The sequence below is a fragment of the Acidovorax sp. HMWF029 genome (assembly GCF_003060895.1).
In the GTDB taxonomy this organism is placed as follows: Bacteria; Pseudomonadota; Gammaproteobacteria; order Burkholderiales; family Burkholderiaceae_C; genus Acidovorax.
Genome location: NZ_QAIH01000105.1, coordinates 7,503 through 23,492, shown reverse-complemented (window position 1 = coordinate 23,492; position 15,990 = coordinate 7,503). Strand labels below are relative to the sequence as shown.

Annotated in this window: 13 protein-coding genes and 1 pseudogene; 1 reads left to right on the top strand and 13 read right to left on the bottom strand. The window is 64.1% G+C overall.

The window, feature by feature from the left end; all coding sequences use genetic code 11:
* Positions 1 to 30 precede the first annotated feature (30 nt).
* The 7 genes from DBR12_RS07025 to DBR12_RS06995 all read right to left on the bottom strand — a co-directional run bounded on the left by DBR12_RS07025 (position 31) and on the right by DBR12_RS06995 (position 6,722).
* Positions 31 to 1,155 carry a cupin domain-containing protein gene (locus tag DBR12_RS07025; RefSeq protein WP_108616600.1) on the bottom strand — a complete coding sequence of 375 codons (1,125 nt, stop codon included), beginning with the start codon at positions 1,153 to 1,155 and terminating at the stop codon, positions 31 to 33.
* Between the two features lie 31 nt (positions 1,156 to 1,186).
* Positions 1,187 to 1,903 carry a fumarylacetoacetate hydrolase family protein gene (locus DBR12_RS07020; protein WP_108616599.1) on the bottom strand — a complete coding sequence of 239 codons (717 nt, stop codon included), beginning with the start codon at positions 1,901 to 1,903 and terminating at the stop codon, positions 1,187 to 1,189.
* A gap of 231 nt (positions 1,904 to 2,134) precedes the next feature.
* Positions 2,135 to 3,430 (bottom strand): NAD(P)/FAD-dependent oxidoreductase, encoded by a 1,296-nt coding sequence (locus DBR12_RS07015; RefSeq protein ID WP_108616598.1) that lies wholly within the window; start codon positions 3,428 to 3,430, stop codon positions 2,135 to 2,137.
* A gap of 19 nt (positions 3,431 to 3,449) precedes the next feature.
* Entirely contained in the window at positions 3,450 to 3,773 is a 324-nt protein-coding gene (locus DBR12_RS07010) for a non-heme iron oxygenase ferredoxin subunit (protein ID WP_108616597.1), read from the bottom strand.
* 9 nt (positions 3,774 to 3,782) lie between these two features.
* Positions 3,783 to 4,256, bottom strand: a complete 474-nt coding sequence (locus DBR12_RS07005) for an aromatic-ring-hydroxylating dioxygenase subunit beta (RefSeq protein WP_108499844.1) — start codon at positions 4,254 to 4,256, stop codon at positions 3,783 to 3,785.
* Between the two features lie 5 nt (positions 4,257 to 4,261).
* The gene (locus DBR12_RS07000) at positions 4,262 to 5,587 is read right to left on the bottom strand and encodes an aromatic ring-hydroxylating dioxygenase subunit alpha (protein WP_108616613.1); all 1,326 of its coding nucleotides are present in this window, start codon (positions 5,585 to 5,587) and stop codon (positions 4,262 to 4,264) included.
* A 523-nt stretch (positions 5,588 to 6,110) separates the two neighbouring features.
* Positions 6,111 to 6,722: a hemolysin III family protein gene (locus DBR12_RS06995; protein WP_108616612.1), complete on the bottom strand. Its 612-nt coding sequence runs from the start codon at positions 6,720 to 6,722 to the stop codon at positions 6,111 to 6,113.
* Positions 6,723 to 7,007: 285 nt separating this feature from the next.
* Here DBR12_RS06995 and DBR12_RS06990 point away from each other — a divergent pair, with 285 nt between their 5' ends.
* Positions 7,008 to 7,502 (top strand): protein tyrosine phosphatase, encoded by a 495-nt coding sequence (locus DBR12_RS06990; RefSeq protein ID WP_108616596.1) that lies wholly within the window; start codon positions 7,008 to 7,010, stop codon positions 7,500 to 7,502.
* Between the two features lie 39 nt (positions 7,503 to 7,541).
* On the opposite strand, the gene DBR12_RS06985 is transcribed toward DBR12_RS06990, so the two are convergent.
* The 6 genes and pseudogenes from DBR12_RS06985 to DBR12_RS06965 all read right to left on the bottom strand — a co-directional run.
* Positions 7,542 to 9,908, bottom strand: coding sequence for a DNA/RNA non-specific endonuclease (locus tag DBR12_RS06985; RefSeq protein ID WP_108616595.1), 2,367 nt, complete (start codon positions 9,906 to 9,908; stop codon positions 7,542 to 7,544).
* Between the two features lie 577 nt (positions 9,909 to 10,485).
* Complete coding sequence (locus DBR12_RS21980; protein ID WP_146185491.1) at positions 10,486 to 10,746, bottom strand: hypothetical protein; 261 nt, start codon at positions 10,744 to 10,746, stop codon at positions 10,486 to 10,488.
* Positions 10,747 to 10,888: 142 nt separating this feature from the next.
* Positions 10,889 to 11,287: a hypothetical protein gene (locus DBR12_RS06980; protein ID WP_108616594.1), complete on the bottom strand. Its 399-nt coding sequence runs from the start codon at positions 11,285 to 11,287 to the stop codon at positions 10,889 to 10,891.
* 72 nt (positions 11,288 to 11,359) lie between these two features.
* Complete coding sequence (locus DBR12_RS06975) at positions 11,360 to 14,479, bottom strand: efflux RND transporter permease subunit (protein ID WP_108616593.1); 3,120 nt, start codon at positions 14,477 to 14,479, stop codon at positions 11,360 to 11,362.
* A 9-nt stretch (positions 14,480 to 14,488) separates the two neighbouring features.
* Complete coding sequence (locus tag DBR12_RS06970) at positions 14,489 to 15,619, bottom strand: efflux RND transporter periplasmic adaptor subunit (protein ID WP_108616592.1); 1,131 nt, start codon at positions 15,617 to 15,619, stop codon at positions 14,489 to 14,491.
* Positions 15,616 to 15,990: pseudogene (locus tag DBR12_RS06965) on the bottom strand (hypothetical protein); the annotation flags it as partial. The pseudogene DBR12_RS06965 and the gene DBR12_RS06970, both read right to left, overlap by 4 nt.

Genomic DNA, 15,990 nt, shown 5'->3' with positions numbered 1-15,990 from the left:
AAAGCCGAATCCGGCTTGGTGAGTGATGGATCAAACAGTGACTTGCACACGGTGGCTGTGCAGCGCCTCAAAAATCGGCGCGTCGCTGAAGCGGAACAGGTCGAGTGCGCCAGCAGCAGATGCCTGGGCCGAGAACGGTTGCCACGACGGCACCACAAACAGGTCGCCCCGCGCCACGGGCCAGGTGCGCTCACCCACCGTGACGGCGCCGCTGCCGTCAAACACCTGGAACACGGACGAACCCACCTCGCGGTGCACCCGCGTCGCGCCGCCCGCGCGCACGCGGTGCATTTCGGTCCGCATCGTGGGCAACACATCGGCGCCGGTGGTGGGGTTGGTAAAGCGCACTGCTGCATGCCCGGGGCTCAGCGTGCCTGCCTGGCCTTCGTCTTCCAGCGCCAGCTGATCGGCCAGCGCACGGTCGGTGTCCACCCAGCGGTAGGCCAGCAGGGGCGTGGCGGGCTGCGCCTGCACCATCGATACCGGGCGCAGGCCCGGGTGGCCCCACAGCCTTTCTGAATAAGAACGCTCGGCGGTGGTGCGCTCGGCGGGCGGGAGCTTCTCGCGCCTCACTTCGAAGAACTGGCTCTCGGTGTAGTACGAGAACGGAATGTCCAGGCCGTCGATCCAGGCCATGGGCTCGGTGGCCGCGTTGTGGTGGGCATGCCAGTTCCAGCCCGCCTGCGGCAAAAAGTCGCCCCGCGACATGCGCACGGAATCGCCATTGACCACGGTCCACACGCCCTCGCCTTCCACCACAAAACGAAACGCATGCTGCGTGTGCCGGTGCTCGGGGGCGTCTTCGCCAGGCATCAGGTACTGAATGGCGGCCCACAGCGTGGGCGTGGCAAAGGGGCGCCCGCCCAGCGCAGGGTTGGCCAGCGCAATCGCACGGCGCTCCCCACCCCGGCCCACGGGCACGATGGCGCCCGCCTGTGCGGCCAGGGCCTTCAAGCGGTCCCAGCGCCACAAGTGCGGCACGGCCTTGGATTGGGGCTGGCGGGGCATGAGGTCGCCAATCTGCGTCCACAGCGGCACCAGCAGCTCTTGCTCGAAGCCTCGGTAGAGCTGCTCCAGTTCGGGCGTGGGCTCGGGTTGGCCCTTGCCTGCAACGGCATGCAGCCGCACAGAGGAAGGCGTGAGGTCGGTGGTCATGGTGGGGTTGTCTCCTGGATGTGGTTTTTTCTTATTCCGCCGGGCCAACGTGGAGCACGATGCTGCCCACGCCTTCAATGTGGCCGTCGATGCGGTCGCCTGCCAGCACGGGGCCTACGCCCTCGGGCGTGCCGGTAAAGATCAGGTCGCCCGGCTGCAGGTGGTAGAACTTGGACAGGTCGGCAATCAGCTCGGGGATGTTCCAGATCAGCTTGGACAGGTCGGACTTCTGGCGCACGGTGCCGTTCACCGACAACTCCAGGTTGCCCTGGCCCAGCACCACCTCCGGGAGGGGCACGATCTCAGAGACCACAGAGGACTGCTCCACATCCTTGCCCAGGTCCCACGGGCGGCCCTTGTCGCGCGCCACCAACTGCAGGTCGCGGCGCGTCATGTCCAGGCCGCAGGCATAGCCGTAGATGAGACGGTGCGCATCGGCCTCGCTCACGCGAAAACCCGACGCGCCGATGGCCAGCACCAGTTCCATCTCATGGTGGTAGTTGTGGGTGCCGGGTGGGTAAGCCACGGTAGCACCCGACTCCACCAGCGTGGACGGCGCCTTGGTGAAGTAGAACGGCACCTCCACAGACTTGTCCACCGGGCGCCCCATCTCGACCGCATGCGCGTGGTAATTGCGGCCCACAAAGAACAGGCGGTGGATGGGCAGGCGCTCGCTGCGGCCACGCACGGGCAGCGAATAGACGGGGGGTGGGGTCCAGAGGTAGGTGGTTGACGTGGTTGCGGTCATCGGTGGTTTCCTTTTTTGCTGTTGCTGTTGCTGGTAGTGGTGCAGCGGTTTCGGCATTCGCCTGCTGAAGCCGTTCACGCTGAGCGCAGTCGAAGCGCCGCGCAAGGCTTCGACAAGCTCAGCCCGAACGGATGTTTCAAGAACGGACATTTCAAATTCAATGACGCTCCATCAAATTCATTCCCCTGAGCCGTTCACGCTGAGCACCGTCGAAGCGCTGCGCAGGCTGTGTCACAGCTTGGCCATCGGCGTACCCAGGTCGGCCAGCCGCTCGTCATCCACCGGCTTGCGCTGCTCGATCGGCCTGCGGGCAAAGCGCAGGTCACGCGCTGCGTTGGCGCCCACGGCGGCCTGCACCACATCGCCCGCCAGGTAAAACAACACAAAGCTGCCGCTGGCCGCATCGCCGCGCTGCACCACGCGGTGCGCAGGCGTGGGCATGCCGTAGATCTGCAGGTTCATGCCGTACTGGTCGGACCAGAACCAGGGCAGCGGCTGGTAGTCCACGGCCTGGCCCAGGGCGGATCGCGCGGCGGCCATGCCCTGCTCCTGCGCGTTCTGCCACGACTCCAGCCGCAGGCTGCGGCCCGCCCAGGGGTTGGGTGCCACGGCCACATCGCCTGCGGCCAGGATGTGGGGGTCGGACGTGCGGCATTGGGCATCCACCCGCACGCCGCCTTCGCAGACCAGACCCGCCGCGCGCGCCAGCTCGTCGTTGGGCACTAGGCCAACGCCCAGCACGATGGTGTCGCACGCCAGCGCGCTGCCATCGGCAAGCAAGACCTCCAAGCGAATATCTGCGCCGTCTGCACCATCTGCAGCGCGGGCAAAGCCCCGCACACCCGAGCCCAGCAGCACGCGCACGCCCTGGGCGCGGTGCAGCGCCAGCAGATACGCCGACACCTCGGCGGGCACGGTGCGCTCGCACAAGCGGCTTTGCGTCTCCACCACCACCACTTCCGCGCCCTGCTGGCGTGCGGTGGCCGCCACCTCCAGGCCAATCCAGCCGCCACCCACCACCACCACGCTGCGGCCAGGCCGAAGGGCCGGGGCCAGCGCCTGCGCGTCTTCGATGGTGCGCAGCGTGTGCAGCGGCACCTGGTCAGCGCCCGGCAAGGCAAGCCGCCGGGCGCGCCCCCCGGTGCACAGGATGAGCTTGTCGTAGGGCTGTGCTGTGCCATCGGACAACAGCACCTGCTTGGCCGCACGGTCAATGCGGCGCACCTGCACGCCGGGCCGCCACTGCACCGCCAGTGCGTCAAAGGCCTCGGGCTTCATCAGGCGCGTGGTCAACGGCGCGGCGGCGCCCGAGAGCACCGCCTTCGACAGCGGTGGCCGCTCGTGCGGCGGGTGGGCTTCGTCACCGATCAGCACCACGCGGCCCGCAAAACCTTCGCTGCGCAGCGTTTGCGCCGCCCAGCCACCCGCCTGGCCTGCACCGACGATCACGATGGTGTGGGCCGAGTGGGCGTTAGCGCCTTCATGCGGCAATGCAGCGGCCTCGACCTCAGGTCGTTCGGCAGTCATGGGGGTCTCCTTGAGAGGTTCAGTCCAGGGCCAGCCACACGCGGCCGCCCTCGATCTTCACGGGGTAGCTGCGAAGCGGCTCGGTGACGGGCGCGCAGGTGGGTTTGCCGTTGCGCACATCAAACTTGCCCTGGTGCAGCGGGCATTCAATTTCGTGCCCTTCCAGAAACCCATCGCACAGGCGCGCGTTGCCATGGGTGCAGATGTTGTCGGTGGCAAACACCTCACCGCCCACGCCATACAGCGCAATGTCGCGCCCGGCCACAGCCAGGCCCATCACGTCATCCTCGGGCACATCGCCGTGCGCAGCAGCGTCAATCCAGTTCGTTGTCATCGTCGTCATGGCGGCTCCTCAGATGGGGTAGATCAGCGAGTTGGGGATCATCTCGCTGTCGTAAACGACCAGGCGCGACGCGAACTTCAAACCCTCGGGCGTTGGCACCACCTCATCCAGCGTGCGCCCCACGTTGAACACCGTCGATTCCTTCGACAGGCGCGTGCGCAGCACCGCGTAGTTGGCCTCGCAGTGGATGCGGCCATCGGCATCCACCTTGTGCACCAGCGGCGCACCCACCACGTGGCGCTGGTAGTAGGGGTCGTGGAACAGCGTCTCGCGGATACCGTAAACGCGGTCTTTCAGCATGCCCTTGCTGTCAAACGCCAGCGTGGCCAGCGGAAACCCGCGCTCGTGGTTCTCGCGCGGCTGCAGCTTGTACACACAGTGGTCGATAAAAAATTCAGGCCACGCCTCCCAGTCCGCCGCGTCGAGCGCGCGGGCGTAGCGGGCATAGAGCTGGTTCAGTTCAAAGTAGGTCTGGAAGTCCATCATGGTCAAGCCTCCGCCTCCATCACCTTGCGCCAGTATGCGTACATGCCCCGGATCAGCGTCTCAGTCACCATGTGGTCCGTGTCGCCCACCTCGCGCCCGCCCAGCTCGGCCAGCGTGCGGTGCGCAGGCTTGGTCTCAAAGCCTTCCTGCGACCACTCGATCACCTCCCCATCGTCGGCCGACACAAAGCCCGCCGGGCCGAACAGATTGGCCTGGCGCAGGCGGCGCTGCGTCATTGCTTCGCTGTCGTCCTCAAAGCCGAAATGCGTCCACACAAAATCAAAAGCCCCCTTGCCATCGGGCTGGATGTGGCGCGTGGACACGCTGTTGACCTGCTGCTGAAAGATCACGCTAGGGAACACCGTCATCATCACCGCCGTGGGCACCGGTACTGGCGCGCTGGGCACCGCTGCACCCTCCGCGTTGGCAGCCGGGGGCGGCCCCGCCCACCAGTCCTCCTGCGCAATGTCCAAAAAGCGCGGGTCGTGCAACTCCATACCAGCCTTGAAGCTCGACACCTGCGTCACATCCGCTGCCTTGCCCGCCGCGCCGCGTGTGGACACCATGGCCGCATGGCGGTGTTGCGCATCCATCAATAGCTGCGACTTGTTGTCGGCACGCCAGAGCCCAAAGGTAACGAACCAGGTGTGCAGCAGGCCGGGGTGGTACGGGTCCTTGATGTTCTCTTGCATCAGCTTCCAGTTGCCCGGAATGCGCTGGCGGTTGTAGCCCAGGATGGTGAGCTTGCGGCCATTGAACAGCCGGTCAAAGTAGCCCAGGATGGTGGGGCCCAAGAATTCCTCCAGCGGCTCCACGCTGTGGTCAAACGACGCAAACACCACGCCGCCCCGCGTGGCCACCTTGAGCTTGGTCAGCCCATGCTCTGCCGGGTTGAAGTCCGCAGGCATGCCGCCGTTGACCTTGCCATCCTGCTTCACGCCGCGCCGAAACGGCACGCCCTGCAAGTCGCCCGACAGGGTGTAGTTCCACTGGTGGTACGGGCAGGTCAGGCTCTCGCGGTTGCCATGCCGCTCGCGGCAAAACGCCATGCCACGGTGGGCGCAGACGTTTTCCACCACATGGATCGAAGCGTCCTTGTCACGCACTAGCAGCACCGAACGCTCGCCGATCACGGTGCGCTTGAAATCCCCCGCGTTGGGAATCTCCGCCTCCAGGCCAACGTAACACCAGTGCCTGTTGTAGAACAAACGGTCCAGCTCCATGCGGTACAGCGCCTCATCGGTATAGGCCTGAAAAGGAATGCGGCTGGTGCCTTCCGTCTCCCAGCGGATCTGCTGCGGGAACACGGTCACGGGGCATTCATGCATGGGCGTCTCCTTGGTTTTTTTCATCGCGAGTCGATCAATCAATCAGTCTGTGGGGCCGGTGCGGATGCACCCAGCGCCTGGGGACCGATCATTCGCGCTGCAGCAATATCAGTCAATGGAACGCCAGTGATGCTTCACATCACTGGCATGAATATGACTTTGACGGCGGCGCGGGAGATTGCTGCGCCATGCAGCGGTGCAAAGCGCGCAAGGCCGCGTTGCATGCAGGTGGCCTGAGCGAGTGAAGCGGAAGGTGGTCTTGGGGAAATCGGTCAGGCAAAAACTTCTACCGATGAGGCTGGGCCGGGCAGACAGTCCGCGTAGCAGGGAGGCCGTTGGGACCGATGCTCAGCCGAAAAGTGGCTGGGGCATGCGAGGGCATTTCAGATCTGTAGGGGCGACTTGAAGTCGGCTTTGCTGCGATAGCAGTCACCAAACGTACACCAGCGCATTCGAGGGCTCCTCCACACAGCGGTCATTCACCCAGTGATTGCGAATAGCGCCAACACCGCCAGCGCTGAGTTCAGGTCACGACTCTGACAACCGCTGCATAGTGACTCGCCGTTCCACCCAGTACAAACAAGTGCCAAACTCCATGTGCATGACGATAGCCAGCGCGATTGAGGTAGAAGATCGTGCCAGCGGTGTAAAGGACTGCCCCGATGAGCAACCACTGCAGCCCTCTCGCGTCGATCTGAGCAAGCAGCGGTACGGCAGCAACCACCATGACCCAGCCCATTCCAACGTAGAGTGCCAGGGGCGGTTTTGGGGGGGCGACACCAAGTTCGCGCGCTATTCCCAATAGGGCAATGCTCCACACGACCACCAGGAGGGTCCAGTCCCAGGCACCCTGCATCGCAACCAATGCAAAGGGCGTGTAGCTGCCAGCTATGAGCAAGTAGATAGCACAGTGGTCAGCACGTTGCCACCACAACTTCGCTTGCCCATGCAAGCCATGGAAAAAGGTGGATGCGGCATAAAGAGCAACGCAGGACAGAGCAAAAACCAGCCCCCCAACAATTTTTCCCACGTTGCCAGTGGGCAGGCTGGCTGTAAGCATGAGTGGCACGCCCAAAACAGCCAATGCAAACCCAAACAAATGGGTGCAGGTGTTGAAGCGTTCGCCAGGGCGCATTCGGATGAAGTGCTTAGTTGGCTCCAGTGAATCAGTTGGGCGTGACGTGGGCGTGAAGAAAAAGTAAAGTTCTTCATCTTGCCCAATTCGCAGCCAAGGGTCCAAGAGGTATCTGTCAGACAAGATTGGCACCATACCCGGCTGAATAGATTGATCGGGTATGGCTATTGCTTGTCACTGACAACGCAGATTTCCGCGCTGTGCGAAACTGGATTCGACACACCGAAGTCCAATTGCTTGCAACCCTTTAACACAGCCTGTGGCGTTTTAAACCAAGGTCTACCTATGCGCAAGGTTGCCAATGTTCTTTTTGTCTCCGTGGAGAACGCGCTGCGCAGTCAGCTCGCGGAAGCCTGTCTTCGGCATGTGGCCAAAGGGCGCATGAACGCCTTTTCCTGTGGCATGCCGGGACGGCTGGCGCACGCGGTCAGCCCTATCGCGCTGGAGGTGCTGCATCGCGCCGGGATGCCCATTGCCCACCTGAAACCCAAGAGTTGGGACCTTTTCAAGGCGGCAGGCTCTCCCAGAATGGATTACGTCATTTCTCTGGACGAGCAAACGGCAAGTGAGCACCCCGCCTGGCCGTCTCAGCCGGAGTTAGCACTGTGGAGCTACCCACCACTGCTGTGGACCCTTACACCCGTGCCTGATCGCGATCGGCAAGCTGAGCAGGTTCTGCTTTCGCTGCAGCGCAGAATTGAGTTCCTAGTCAGCTTGCAAGCGAAGGTTGCACATCGGAGCGAACTCCGAGGTGATCTGCGCGATCTTGCGCACATCTGAGTCGGGGCACTCGTTAGCCCTGTGCGTGCGCGGCCTGACCTATCGGATGATCAATTGGCCAAGATTCCCTAACGACTCGGATGCTTCTCCTTTTCGGATATCGGCATCCCGCACTTCGTCGCCAAAGCTCAGCCCGGTCAGTTGCTCGATCTCCTCGACGGTCGATAGAAACTCGGACACACGAGCCAGCTCCTCTTCGGCATCGAACGCTTCCATGGCCTCCGGAACGCCATTGGTGAGCCTTTCCAGGACCGCTTTCTGGTCAGCGAGCAGTGCGATCGCTTGCAACACCCTGCCGCCCTTCCAGACAACGATCTTCCAGAACTTCATGGGAATCCGTGAGCCAAACCTGTATTCGGGATCGCCGTCATCGAAGACAGGGCCCGCAAATACGCAAACCCGCTTGCGGCTGGTGACGGCATTTCGCAGAACGTAGCTTTCCACGGCTCGCCAGCGCAGGTTGCCTTTGGAGCCGGGTTGATTCTCAGGACTGCCCTGGTTGAAGAAGCCCAGTTGCGGCGCGGCGTTCGTGTAGTAGAAGGTGTCTGCTTCCGCCAAAACAGCCTCGTCTGGCGTTCCCCAGGCTGGGTCGCCGCGCAGGGTGATATGACCCTTTTGGAACATGCGCGCAGTGCGTTCGGCCATTTGCCGGTGATAGGCTTTGCGCTCCGCTTCGGGGGCGTAGTTGCCCGGAAACGCTGGCTTGTCGTAGCCGGGAACCCGCTGATCGCTATAGAACTCCACGGTCATCTGTTCGTTGGGCGCTATGCGGGAGTCCGGACGGAAATCGTCCGACGCTTCAGCGCCTTCCAAGGACTCCACACCCAAGTCGTGGGGCGTGGGATTGACCTTCGTGGTCTTCTTGTCCCGGTTGACGTACACCACCCTTCGTCCATCGATGTTGCAGGCTGTGAACGCGCAGAGCCGACGGTCCGCATTCATCACCACGGAGAAGTGGTGGTACCGCAGCTCATGCGGATCTTCATCGTGCAATGCCTGCTGGTTGACCGCCAGGCGGTAGGGAGCTTGGGAAGCATCTGGAAGTGGAACGACAAAGCCTGGGATGAACCCGGGCTCATAACCATTGCGATCCGAGAAGTCTTCTGCCTTCGCCGCTTCGCTGGCATAGCTGCGCGTTGGCAGGTGGACTGAAGGCGGTTGTTGTGGCGGGATCGACGCAGACGCCAGAGGCGTTGAACGCACTTCCTGTCCATTGCCTCCTGTTTGGAATGGCAGTCTGATACTGAGTTCGACGGGAATCGTCCAGGTCACCGCTCCATCAGGTTGTACCTGCTGGGCGATACCAGTGGACGGGTTGCCTTGTTGCGTTTCGGCTCTCCTGTTTGTCACTTCGGCGGGATGGGCTGAAATCTCTACCGGGCCGGTCCGGGGAAGCGAATCCCAGACGTTCAGCAGACTCTTCAAGGACTGGCTGCTTGCGCCTTGCAGCGAAGATGCTTTGGATCGCAAGTTTTGGACAATCGCGCTAATGCGGACACCTTCATTGACGTCACTGCGCAAAGGCTCTCCGAGCAGGTTCGTGACTTCCAGTGCGGGTTCACCCCAGTGATGGAGTGCAATAGGCTCCCAGTCGTTGTTGCACACAGGAGAGCCCGATGCGCCGCGATCGGTGTCCGCCAGATAGTGGAGCACCTGGGCCGTTTCATCCCTGGAGATGAGATTGTTCTCACGCACCACCAGCTGTTTCAAGCGCCCCTGTGGGTGCTGAATGATGTTGGCGATCTCTCCAAGCATGTGTTTATCCTTGGCGTCAGACAGAGGGTTGAAGCCAAAGGCTTCCAGGGATTTTTCTCCTGAGAGCCGACGGCCAATGGCGATCAGTGCGAAGTCAAGTCCTTTCGTGGGCTCATTCACAAAACACCTGCCAGGGTCGAACTCGAACGTAGTGATTGGGCGTTGCAGCCCCGAAGCGTCGTTCTCGTAGTCAAACTCCACGACCAGTTGTTGCGCCATATCGGCGCTGGATACGACGTGATTGTTGGTGAGAAACAAGCCTGGCCCCACAAGGAACCCACTGCCCTGGGCACGACCGGATCTGAAGACTACCCTGCCAACGGTGTTCGCTGCAATTCGGCCCCTGGCCAAGAACTCAACCCCCACGAAGTCGATGGTGGGCCCCTGAGCAGCCTCGGCACCCTTCAATTTCGTAGTGCCTGCATCAATCATGCTCGCGTTACTGGTGACCACCTCAGCCACCGCTTTTGCGTCCCTCTGGGGCAAGCCTCCTTTTGTGGCCAGCCGCGCCACGAGGCGCTCCTTGTTGGGCTCGGAACCGAGGGGATTTCCCGCCGCGATCTGCCTTAACGATCGGTCGATCTCTGAAGCCTGAGCTGCAATTCGGTTGCGCACCAGTTGTTTGAGCAACGATTCTTCCGAGCTGTCCATACCAGACTCCTCCAAGGATAGGTCTCAAGCACTCTGCAACAGTCTTCAAGGAATCTACGGCTACTTGATGACAGGTAGCCAGAGCGAGCGAAAGAGGCTTCGCACCGGGGATCAAGCTTGAAGGGCGAAGCTTCAAACGTCCAGATTTTTTTGGCCAAATTTGCGTCCAGTAGTGATCTGTCCATTTGTAAATCACCGAAAACCGCAGTCGACGTCACAGCCGTATCACGAAAGCCGCCAATGCTGTCAATGTTTTCACAAAGATTGCATTTCGGCATGCCAAACCCCAGACCGTCAGATGACTGCGCCATCGCGAATGCTCCTACCATCAAGGAGGTCGCCGCTGCCGCTTGAGTTTCTGTGGCGACCATATCGCGAGCGCTCAACGCCAACGGCCCGGTGCACGGCACAACCTAGGAGAACGTCCTGGTCATGCTGGGGGCTCAGACCCAACCTCATGGGTCGAAACCTGCGGACCACCCGCACGCGCACCCGAGGTGCATGAGCGTGCAGTGAGGATGGTGCAGGAGCAATGTGGGGAGTAGGAGGTGTCGGGATTTTCGTGAGACTCCTTACTTCAAGTGACGGTTTTTTTGACGGTCCGGCGGTTGGTCGTTTCCTGATTTGACGAATGGCCGGTTACGGCAATGGCTGTCCCTGGGCTACAAAGCCTGACCGTCTGCAACCAGCCCAAAACACCCAGACACTCCTCTGTCGATTCCCATCCACGGAAGCTCAGCACCTTGCGCCTAGCATCCATCAAATCACTACTAATTTGATAGCTATAAGCGCTTGATAGACAGGCGGTGGAGCCCAATTTTTCTTCAAATTTCAGCACATCGCACCACTGAAACCACGGGCGCGCCCATCTAGCCCGTTCTCAAGGCGCACTGCCACTGAGACAGACAACACACCGCCACGCCAGCAAAAGCCAGCGCGGCGGAGCGTCGAGCACAACGCTGGCCCTCTTTGGCAGCGGCTTACTTCACCGCAAACCGCACATTCGCCGCCTTCTTGCCCGGCAGCGTCACCAGCGCAACCACCTTGGTGCCCGGTGCCACCTTGAAGGTACCCTTGGCTTCGAGCTTGCCCTCACCGGCAGGCACCAGCACAGCCTCGGATTTTTCGGTGCCGTTGAGCAGGGTGAGCTTGGCGCTCACGCCCTCCGTCTTGGCGGATTTGCCGTGGTCGCGCAGGTGCAGGGTGATGGTGTCGGGCTTGGCGACGAGTTCGTAGTCCATGTCGTTGGCTTCGGCCACGATGCCGCCGTGTTGGGGCTTGTGGTCGTGGCCTGCGCCGTGGTCGCCAGCGGCATGGGCGGCGGTGGTGGCCGCAGCGGCGACGGCCAGGGCGGCGAAAAGTTGGCGGGTGGTTTTCATGAGAGTCCTTTCAACGGGTGAATAAAAAAGCAAACGAACAAATAAAGAGAACAAGTACAAAACAAGAAAAGCTCAGAACGCCTCGGCGTTCTTGTCGTCCAGCAGGCGTTCGGCATCCTTGCGGCCAAACAGCCAGAACAGGGCCGGGGTGAGGAAGGTGTCGAGCAGCGTGGAGCTGATGAGGCCGCTGAAGATGACCACGGCCACCGGGTGCAGGATTTCGGTGCCGGGGCGTTCGGCCTCCAGCAGCAGCGGGGCCAGGGCAAAGGCGGTGACCAGGGCGGTCATCAGCACGGGGCTCAGGCGCTCTAGCGAGCCGCGCACGATCATGGTGGTGTCAAAGCGCTCGCCCTCCACGCGCATCAGGTTGAGGTAGTGGCTCACCTTCAAAATGCCGTTGCGCACCGAGATGCCCGCCAGCGTGATGAAGCCAATCAGCGCCGCCACCGACAGCGGCTGGCCCGACACCCACAGCCCCAGCACCGCGCCCACCAACGCCAGCGGGATGTTGGCCATGATGAGGGCCGACAGCGTGGCCGAGCGGTAGCGGGTGTACAGCACCACAAACATCAGCACCAGCGAGACGATGGCCAGCAGGCCCACCAGGCGGCTGGCTTCTTCCTGCGCCTGGAACTGGCCGCCCAGGGTGATGAAGTAGCCCTCGGGCAAGCGGGTGTCGCCCACGGCCTGGCGGATGTCGGCCACCACGTCGGACAGCGCCCTGCCCTGCGCGTTGGCAGAGAGCACGATGCGGCGCTTTCCATCGTCGCGGCTGATCTGGTTGGGGCCGTCGCCCTCTTCGATGGTGGCCAGGCGCGACAGGGGCACGGGGCCACGCGGCGTGTCGATCAGCACACGCGCCAGGCCGTCGATGGAGCGTGCGCTGTCGGGCAGACGCACCACCAGCGCAAAGCGGCGGCTGCCTTCCACCACCTGGGCTACCTTCTCGCCCTCCACCAGCGTCTGCAGCGCGGCCAGCACCTGGGGTGCGGGCACGCCCATTTGTGCAGCGGCGGCGTAGTCCACGCGCACGGTGATCTGCGGCGCCAGCACCTGCTTTTCCACCTCCAGGTCGGCCAGGCCGGGGATGCCCGCCAGCCGTGCGCGCAGGGCCTCAGCCTGGCCGCGCAGGGTGTCGAGGTCGTCGCCAAAGAGCTTGATGGCGATCTGCGAGCGCACGCCCGAGAGCATGTGGTCGATGCGGTGCGAGATGGGCTGGCCGATGGCGATGGCGGCAGGCAGATGCGCGAGGCGGCTGCGGATGTCGGCCTGCACCTCGGCCATGCTGCGCTTGAGCTCGGCCGCAGGTAGCAGGCCCACGTCCAGCTCGCTCACGTGCACGCCTTCGGCATGTTCGTCCAGCTCGGCCCGGCCACTGCGCCGGCCCACGTGGGTGACCTCGGGCACCTGGCGCACCAGCACCTCGGCCTGGCGGGCCAGCGCGCTCGATTCGGCCAGCGTGACGCCGGGGTTGAGCCGCATGCCGATGAGCAGCGTGCCTTCGTTGAACGGCGGCAGGAAGGTGGTGGGGAAAAACGGCACCGCCGCTGCCGACAGCGCCACCGCCGCCGCGCTCACGGCCAGGGCCGTGCGCGGGCGCGCCAGCACGCCTGTGAGCCCGTTGCGGTAGCGCGCCTTGAGCCAGGCCACCACGCGGGTGTCGCCATGGTCGAGGTTCTTCATGCGCGGCAGCAGGTAAAAGGCCAGCACTGGCGTGACAGTGACCGACACCAGCAGCGATGCCAGCGTGGACACGATGAACGCAATGCCCAGCGGCACAAACAGGCGCCCCTCGATGCCCGGCAGCGCAAACAGCGGCAAGAACACCAGCACGATGATGGCCGTGGCATAGAGGATGCCAGAGCGCACTTCCATCGACGCGAGTTTGACCACCTCGATGGGGTGCAGGCGGTGGTTCGGGTGTTTGGCGCGGTCCATCTTCAGGCGGCGCAGCACGTTTTCTACATCGACCACCGCGTCGTCCACCAGGCCGCCAATGGCAATGGCCAGGCCGCCCAGCGTCATGGTGTTGATCGACAGGCCGAAGTACTTGAACACCAGCGCCGTGATGAAGATGGACACCGGGATGGCCGTGAGCGCAATCACCGTGGGCCTGAGCGTGCCGAGGAACACGAACAAAATCACCGCCACAAACACCGAAGCGCCCATGAGCTTGCCCTGCAAGGTGGTGACCGAGGCCTCGATAAAGCTCGCCTGGCGGAAGGTGACGCGGGGCGCCTCCATGCCTGCGGGCAGCGAGTTCTTCAGGTCCACCAGCGCGGACTCGATGCTGCGCGTGAGGCCGATGGTGTCGGCCGTGGGCTGCTTCTGGATGCCGAGGATGACGGCGCCCTGCCCTTCAAAGCCCGCGTCGCCACGTTTGGTGGCGGCGGCAAAAGTGGCATCGGCCACCTGGCGCAGCAGCACGCTTTGGCCGTTTTTGGCGGTAAGGGCCAGGTTCTGCAGGTCTTCGAGCCGCGAGGTACGGCCCAGGTGGCGGATGAGGTATTCGCGCCCGCCCAGCTCCAGAAACCCGCCCGAGGTGTTGGCCGCAAAGCCCTTGAGCGCGCCCGTGAGCTGCTCGTGCGTGATGCCCAGCGCCGCCATGCGTGCCGTGTCGGGCAGCACCTGGAACTGGCGCACCTCGCCACCGATGGGTATCACCTGCGCCACGCCAGGGATGGCCATGAGGCGCGGGCGCAGCACCCAGTCGGCGTATTCGCGCACGGCCATGGGCGTGGTCTTGCCCGCGTCGATGGGGATGGCCACCTGCATGATCTCGCCCATGATGGAGCTGATAGGCCCCATGCGCGGCGTGATGCCGCTGGGCAGGCCCTCTTCCATGGACGACAGGCGTTCGGACACCATCTGGCGCGCGCGGTAGATGTCGGTGCTCCAGTCAAAGGTGACGTAGATGAACGACAGGCCCGCGCTGGAGGTGGAGCGCACGCTCTCCACACCGGGCAGGCCGTTCATGGTGGTCTCCAGCGGGAACGTGATGAGCTGCTCCACCTCTTCGGCGGCCATGCCGCCCGCTTCGGTCATGAGGGTGACGGTGGGTTTGTTGAGGTCAGGGAACACGTCCACCGGCGTGCGCGAGAGCGTGAAGGCGCCATAGGCCATGAGCACGGCGGCGGCGATGAGCACCAGCAGCCGGTTAACCAGGCTGTTTTCGAGAAGCCACTTGAACATCGTGACTCCTTAGCGGACCTGGTTGATGAGCGTGGCGCCCCGCGTGGCCACGCGGTCGCCGGGCTGGAGGCCCGAGGTCACGGCCACCGAGGTGCCGTCGAGCGGCACCGCCGTGACCACCCGTGGCGCAAAGCGCTCGGGCGACTCCTTGACCCACACGATGGTCTGGTTGGCCGGGTTGCGCAGCAGCGCGGCGGCGGGCACCTGCACGCCATCGACCTTGTCGGTGGACTGCACGAACACGCGCACCGGCTGGCCCAGGGCCAAGGTGCCAAGCGCAGACGAGTCGCCCGCAAACTGCAGCGGCTGCGCCTGATCACGCAGGCTGCGCGCCGCGCCTAGAAAGCGCAGTGGCACGCGCTGCCCGGCCACGGCCAGCGTGGCACCGGCCACGCTCTGGGCCTGTGCCGGGTCGTAGGCCAAGGCCTCGATGCGCAAGCGCGATGGGTCCACCACCTCAAACACCAGTTCGCGCGCATCCACCACCTGCCCCGCCACGGCATTGGCCGAAGCGATCACGCCCGACACCGGGGCCACCAGCGCATCGCGTGTGGCCAGGCCCGCGCCCACGGCGCCCAGGCGCTGGGCGAGGCTTTGCAGCTCGCTCTCGGCGGCCTCGATGTCCTTGCGCGGCACGGTGTCGGCCAGCTCCGTGAGGCGCGCCACGCGCCGTGCGGCCAGGTCGCGTGCAGCACGCAGTTCGGCCTGCTGGGCCAGTTGGTTGGAGCGCTCGATGGCGCCCGCCGTGGGCACCACGTAGGCCAGCACCTCGCCCTTGCGCACCGCCTGGCCCACGCCGGGCAGGCCCTTGGGCCCGGCCTCCAGCCGCCCGGCCAGCACGGCCTGCACCTTGCCGCCTGCGTTGGGGTCCATCACCACAGTGCCTGCCAGTTCAAAGGCCTTGGCGTGCTGCCCGGCGGCGGCCACCACAGTGCGCACGCCCAGTTGGCGCTGCGCGGGCTTGGGCAGAAACACGCTGCCATCGGGCTGGCGGCTGGGGCCGTTGCCGGTGGGCGCGGGTGGCGCGTCGCCATGGTCGTGGCCGGGGCCTGCCAGGGCTGGCAGGGAGGCGCTGAGCGCGGCGGCCATCAGCAGGGCCAGCAAGGTGGGCAGAGTGGGCATGGGGTGAAAGCGCTTCATGCTGCACCTCCCACGCGCTGGGTGTTGCCAATGCGGGCAGCACGGCCCCGGCGCAGTCCCCACACGGCGACCAGCGCCAGCAGCACAGCGGCCACGGCGCCTGCGATCAGCACAGTGCGGCGGTCCCACCCTGCGGGTGCGGCATCGGTGTGGGCGGCGGGGTGCAGGTCGATCTCGCCTGCGAGCAGGTCAGTCTCATTGCCTGCGGCCACGGTGGCGGTGACGGGGCTCACGCCCTCGGCCAGCGGCGCGGCCAGGGTGGCCTGGAACTCGCCATCGGCCACGCGGGTGACGGGCACGTTGGTGCCCGCAATGTCCAGCTCCAGCCGGGCGTCTTTCACGGGGCTGTTGTCGCCTGCGTGGTCCAGGTA

Excerpts from the sequence above, each read along its gene's own strand:
- DBR12_RS07025 (WP_108616600.1), bottom strand. The coding sequence starts at position 1,155 with ATGACCACCGACCTCACGCCTTCCTCTGTGCGGCTGCATGCCGTTGCA.
- DBR12_RS07020 (WP_108616599.1), bottom strand. The coding sequence starts at position 1,903 with ATGACCGCAACCACGTCAACCACCTACCTCTGGACCCCACCCCCCGTC.
- DBR12_RS07015 (WP_108616598.1), bottom strand. The coding sequence starts at position 3,430 with ATGACTGCCGAACGACCTGAGGTCGAGGCCGCTGCATTGCCGCATGAA.
- DBR12_RS07010 (WP_108616597.1), bottom strand. The coding sequence starts at position 3,773 with ATGACGACGATGACAACGAACTGGATTGACGCTGCTGCGCACGGCGAT.
- DBR12_RS07005 (WP_108499844.1), bottom strand. The coding sequence starts at position 4,256 with ATGGACTTCCAGACCTACTTTGAACTGAACCAGCTCTATGCCCGCTAC.
- DBR12_RS07000 (WP_108616613.1), bottom strand. The coding sequence starts at position 5,587 with ATGCATGAATGCCCCGTGACCGTGTTCCCGCAGCAGATCCGCTGGGAG.
- DBR12_RS06995 (WP_108616612.1), bottom strand. The coding sequence starts at position 6,722 with ATGCGCCCTGGCGAACGCTTCAACACCTGCACCCATTTGTTTGGGTTT.
- DBR12_RS06990 (WP_108616596.1), top strand. The coding sequence starts at position 7,008 with ATGCGCAAGGTTGCCAATGTTCTTTTTGTCTCCGTGGAGAACGCGCTG.
- DBR12_RS06985 (WP_108616595.1), bottom strand. The coding sequence starts at position 9,908 with ATGGACAGCTCGGAAGAATCGTTGCTCAAACAACTGGTGCGCAACCGA.
- DBR12_RS06980 (WP_108616594.1), bottom strand. The coding sequence starts at position 11,287 with ATGAAAACCACCCGCCAACTTTTCGCCGCCCTGGCCGTCGCCGCTGCG.
- DBR12_RS06975 (WP_108616593.1), bottom strand. The coding sequence starts at position 14,479 with ATGTTCAAGTGGCTTCTCGAAAACAGCCTGGTTAACCGGCTGCTGGTG.
- DBR12_RS06970 (WP_108616592.1), bottom strand. The coding sequence starts at position 15,619 with ATGAAGCGCTTTCACCCCATGCCCACTCTGCCCACCTTGCTGGCCCTG.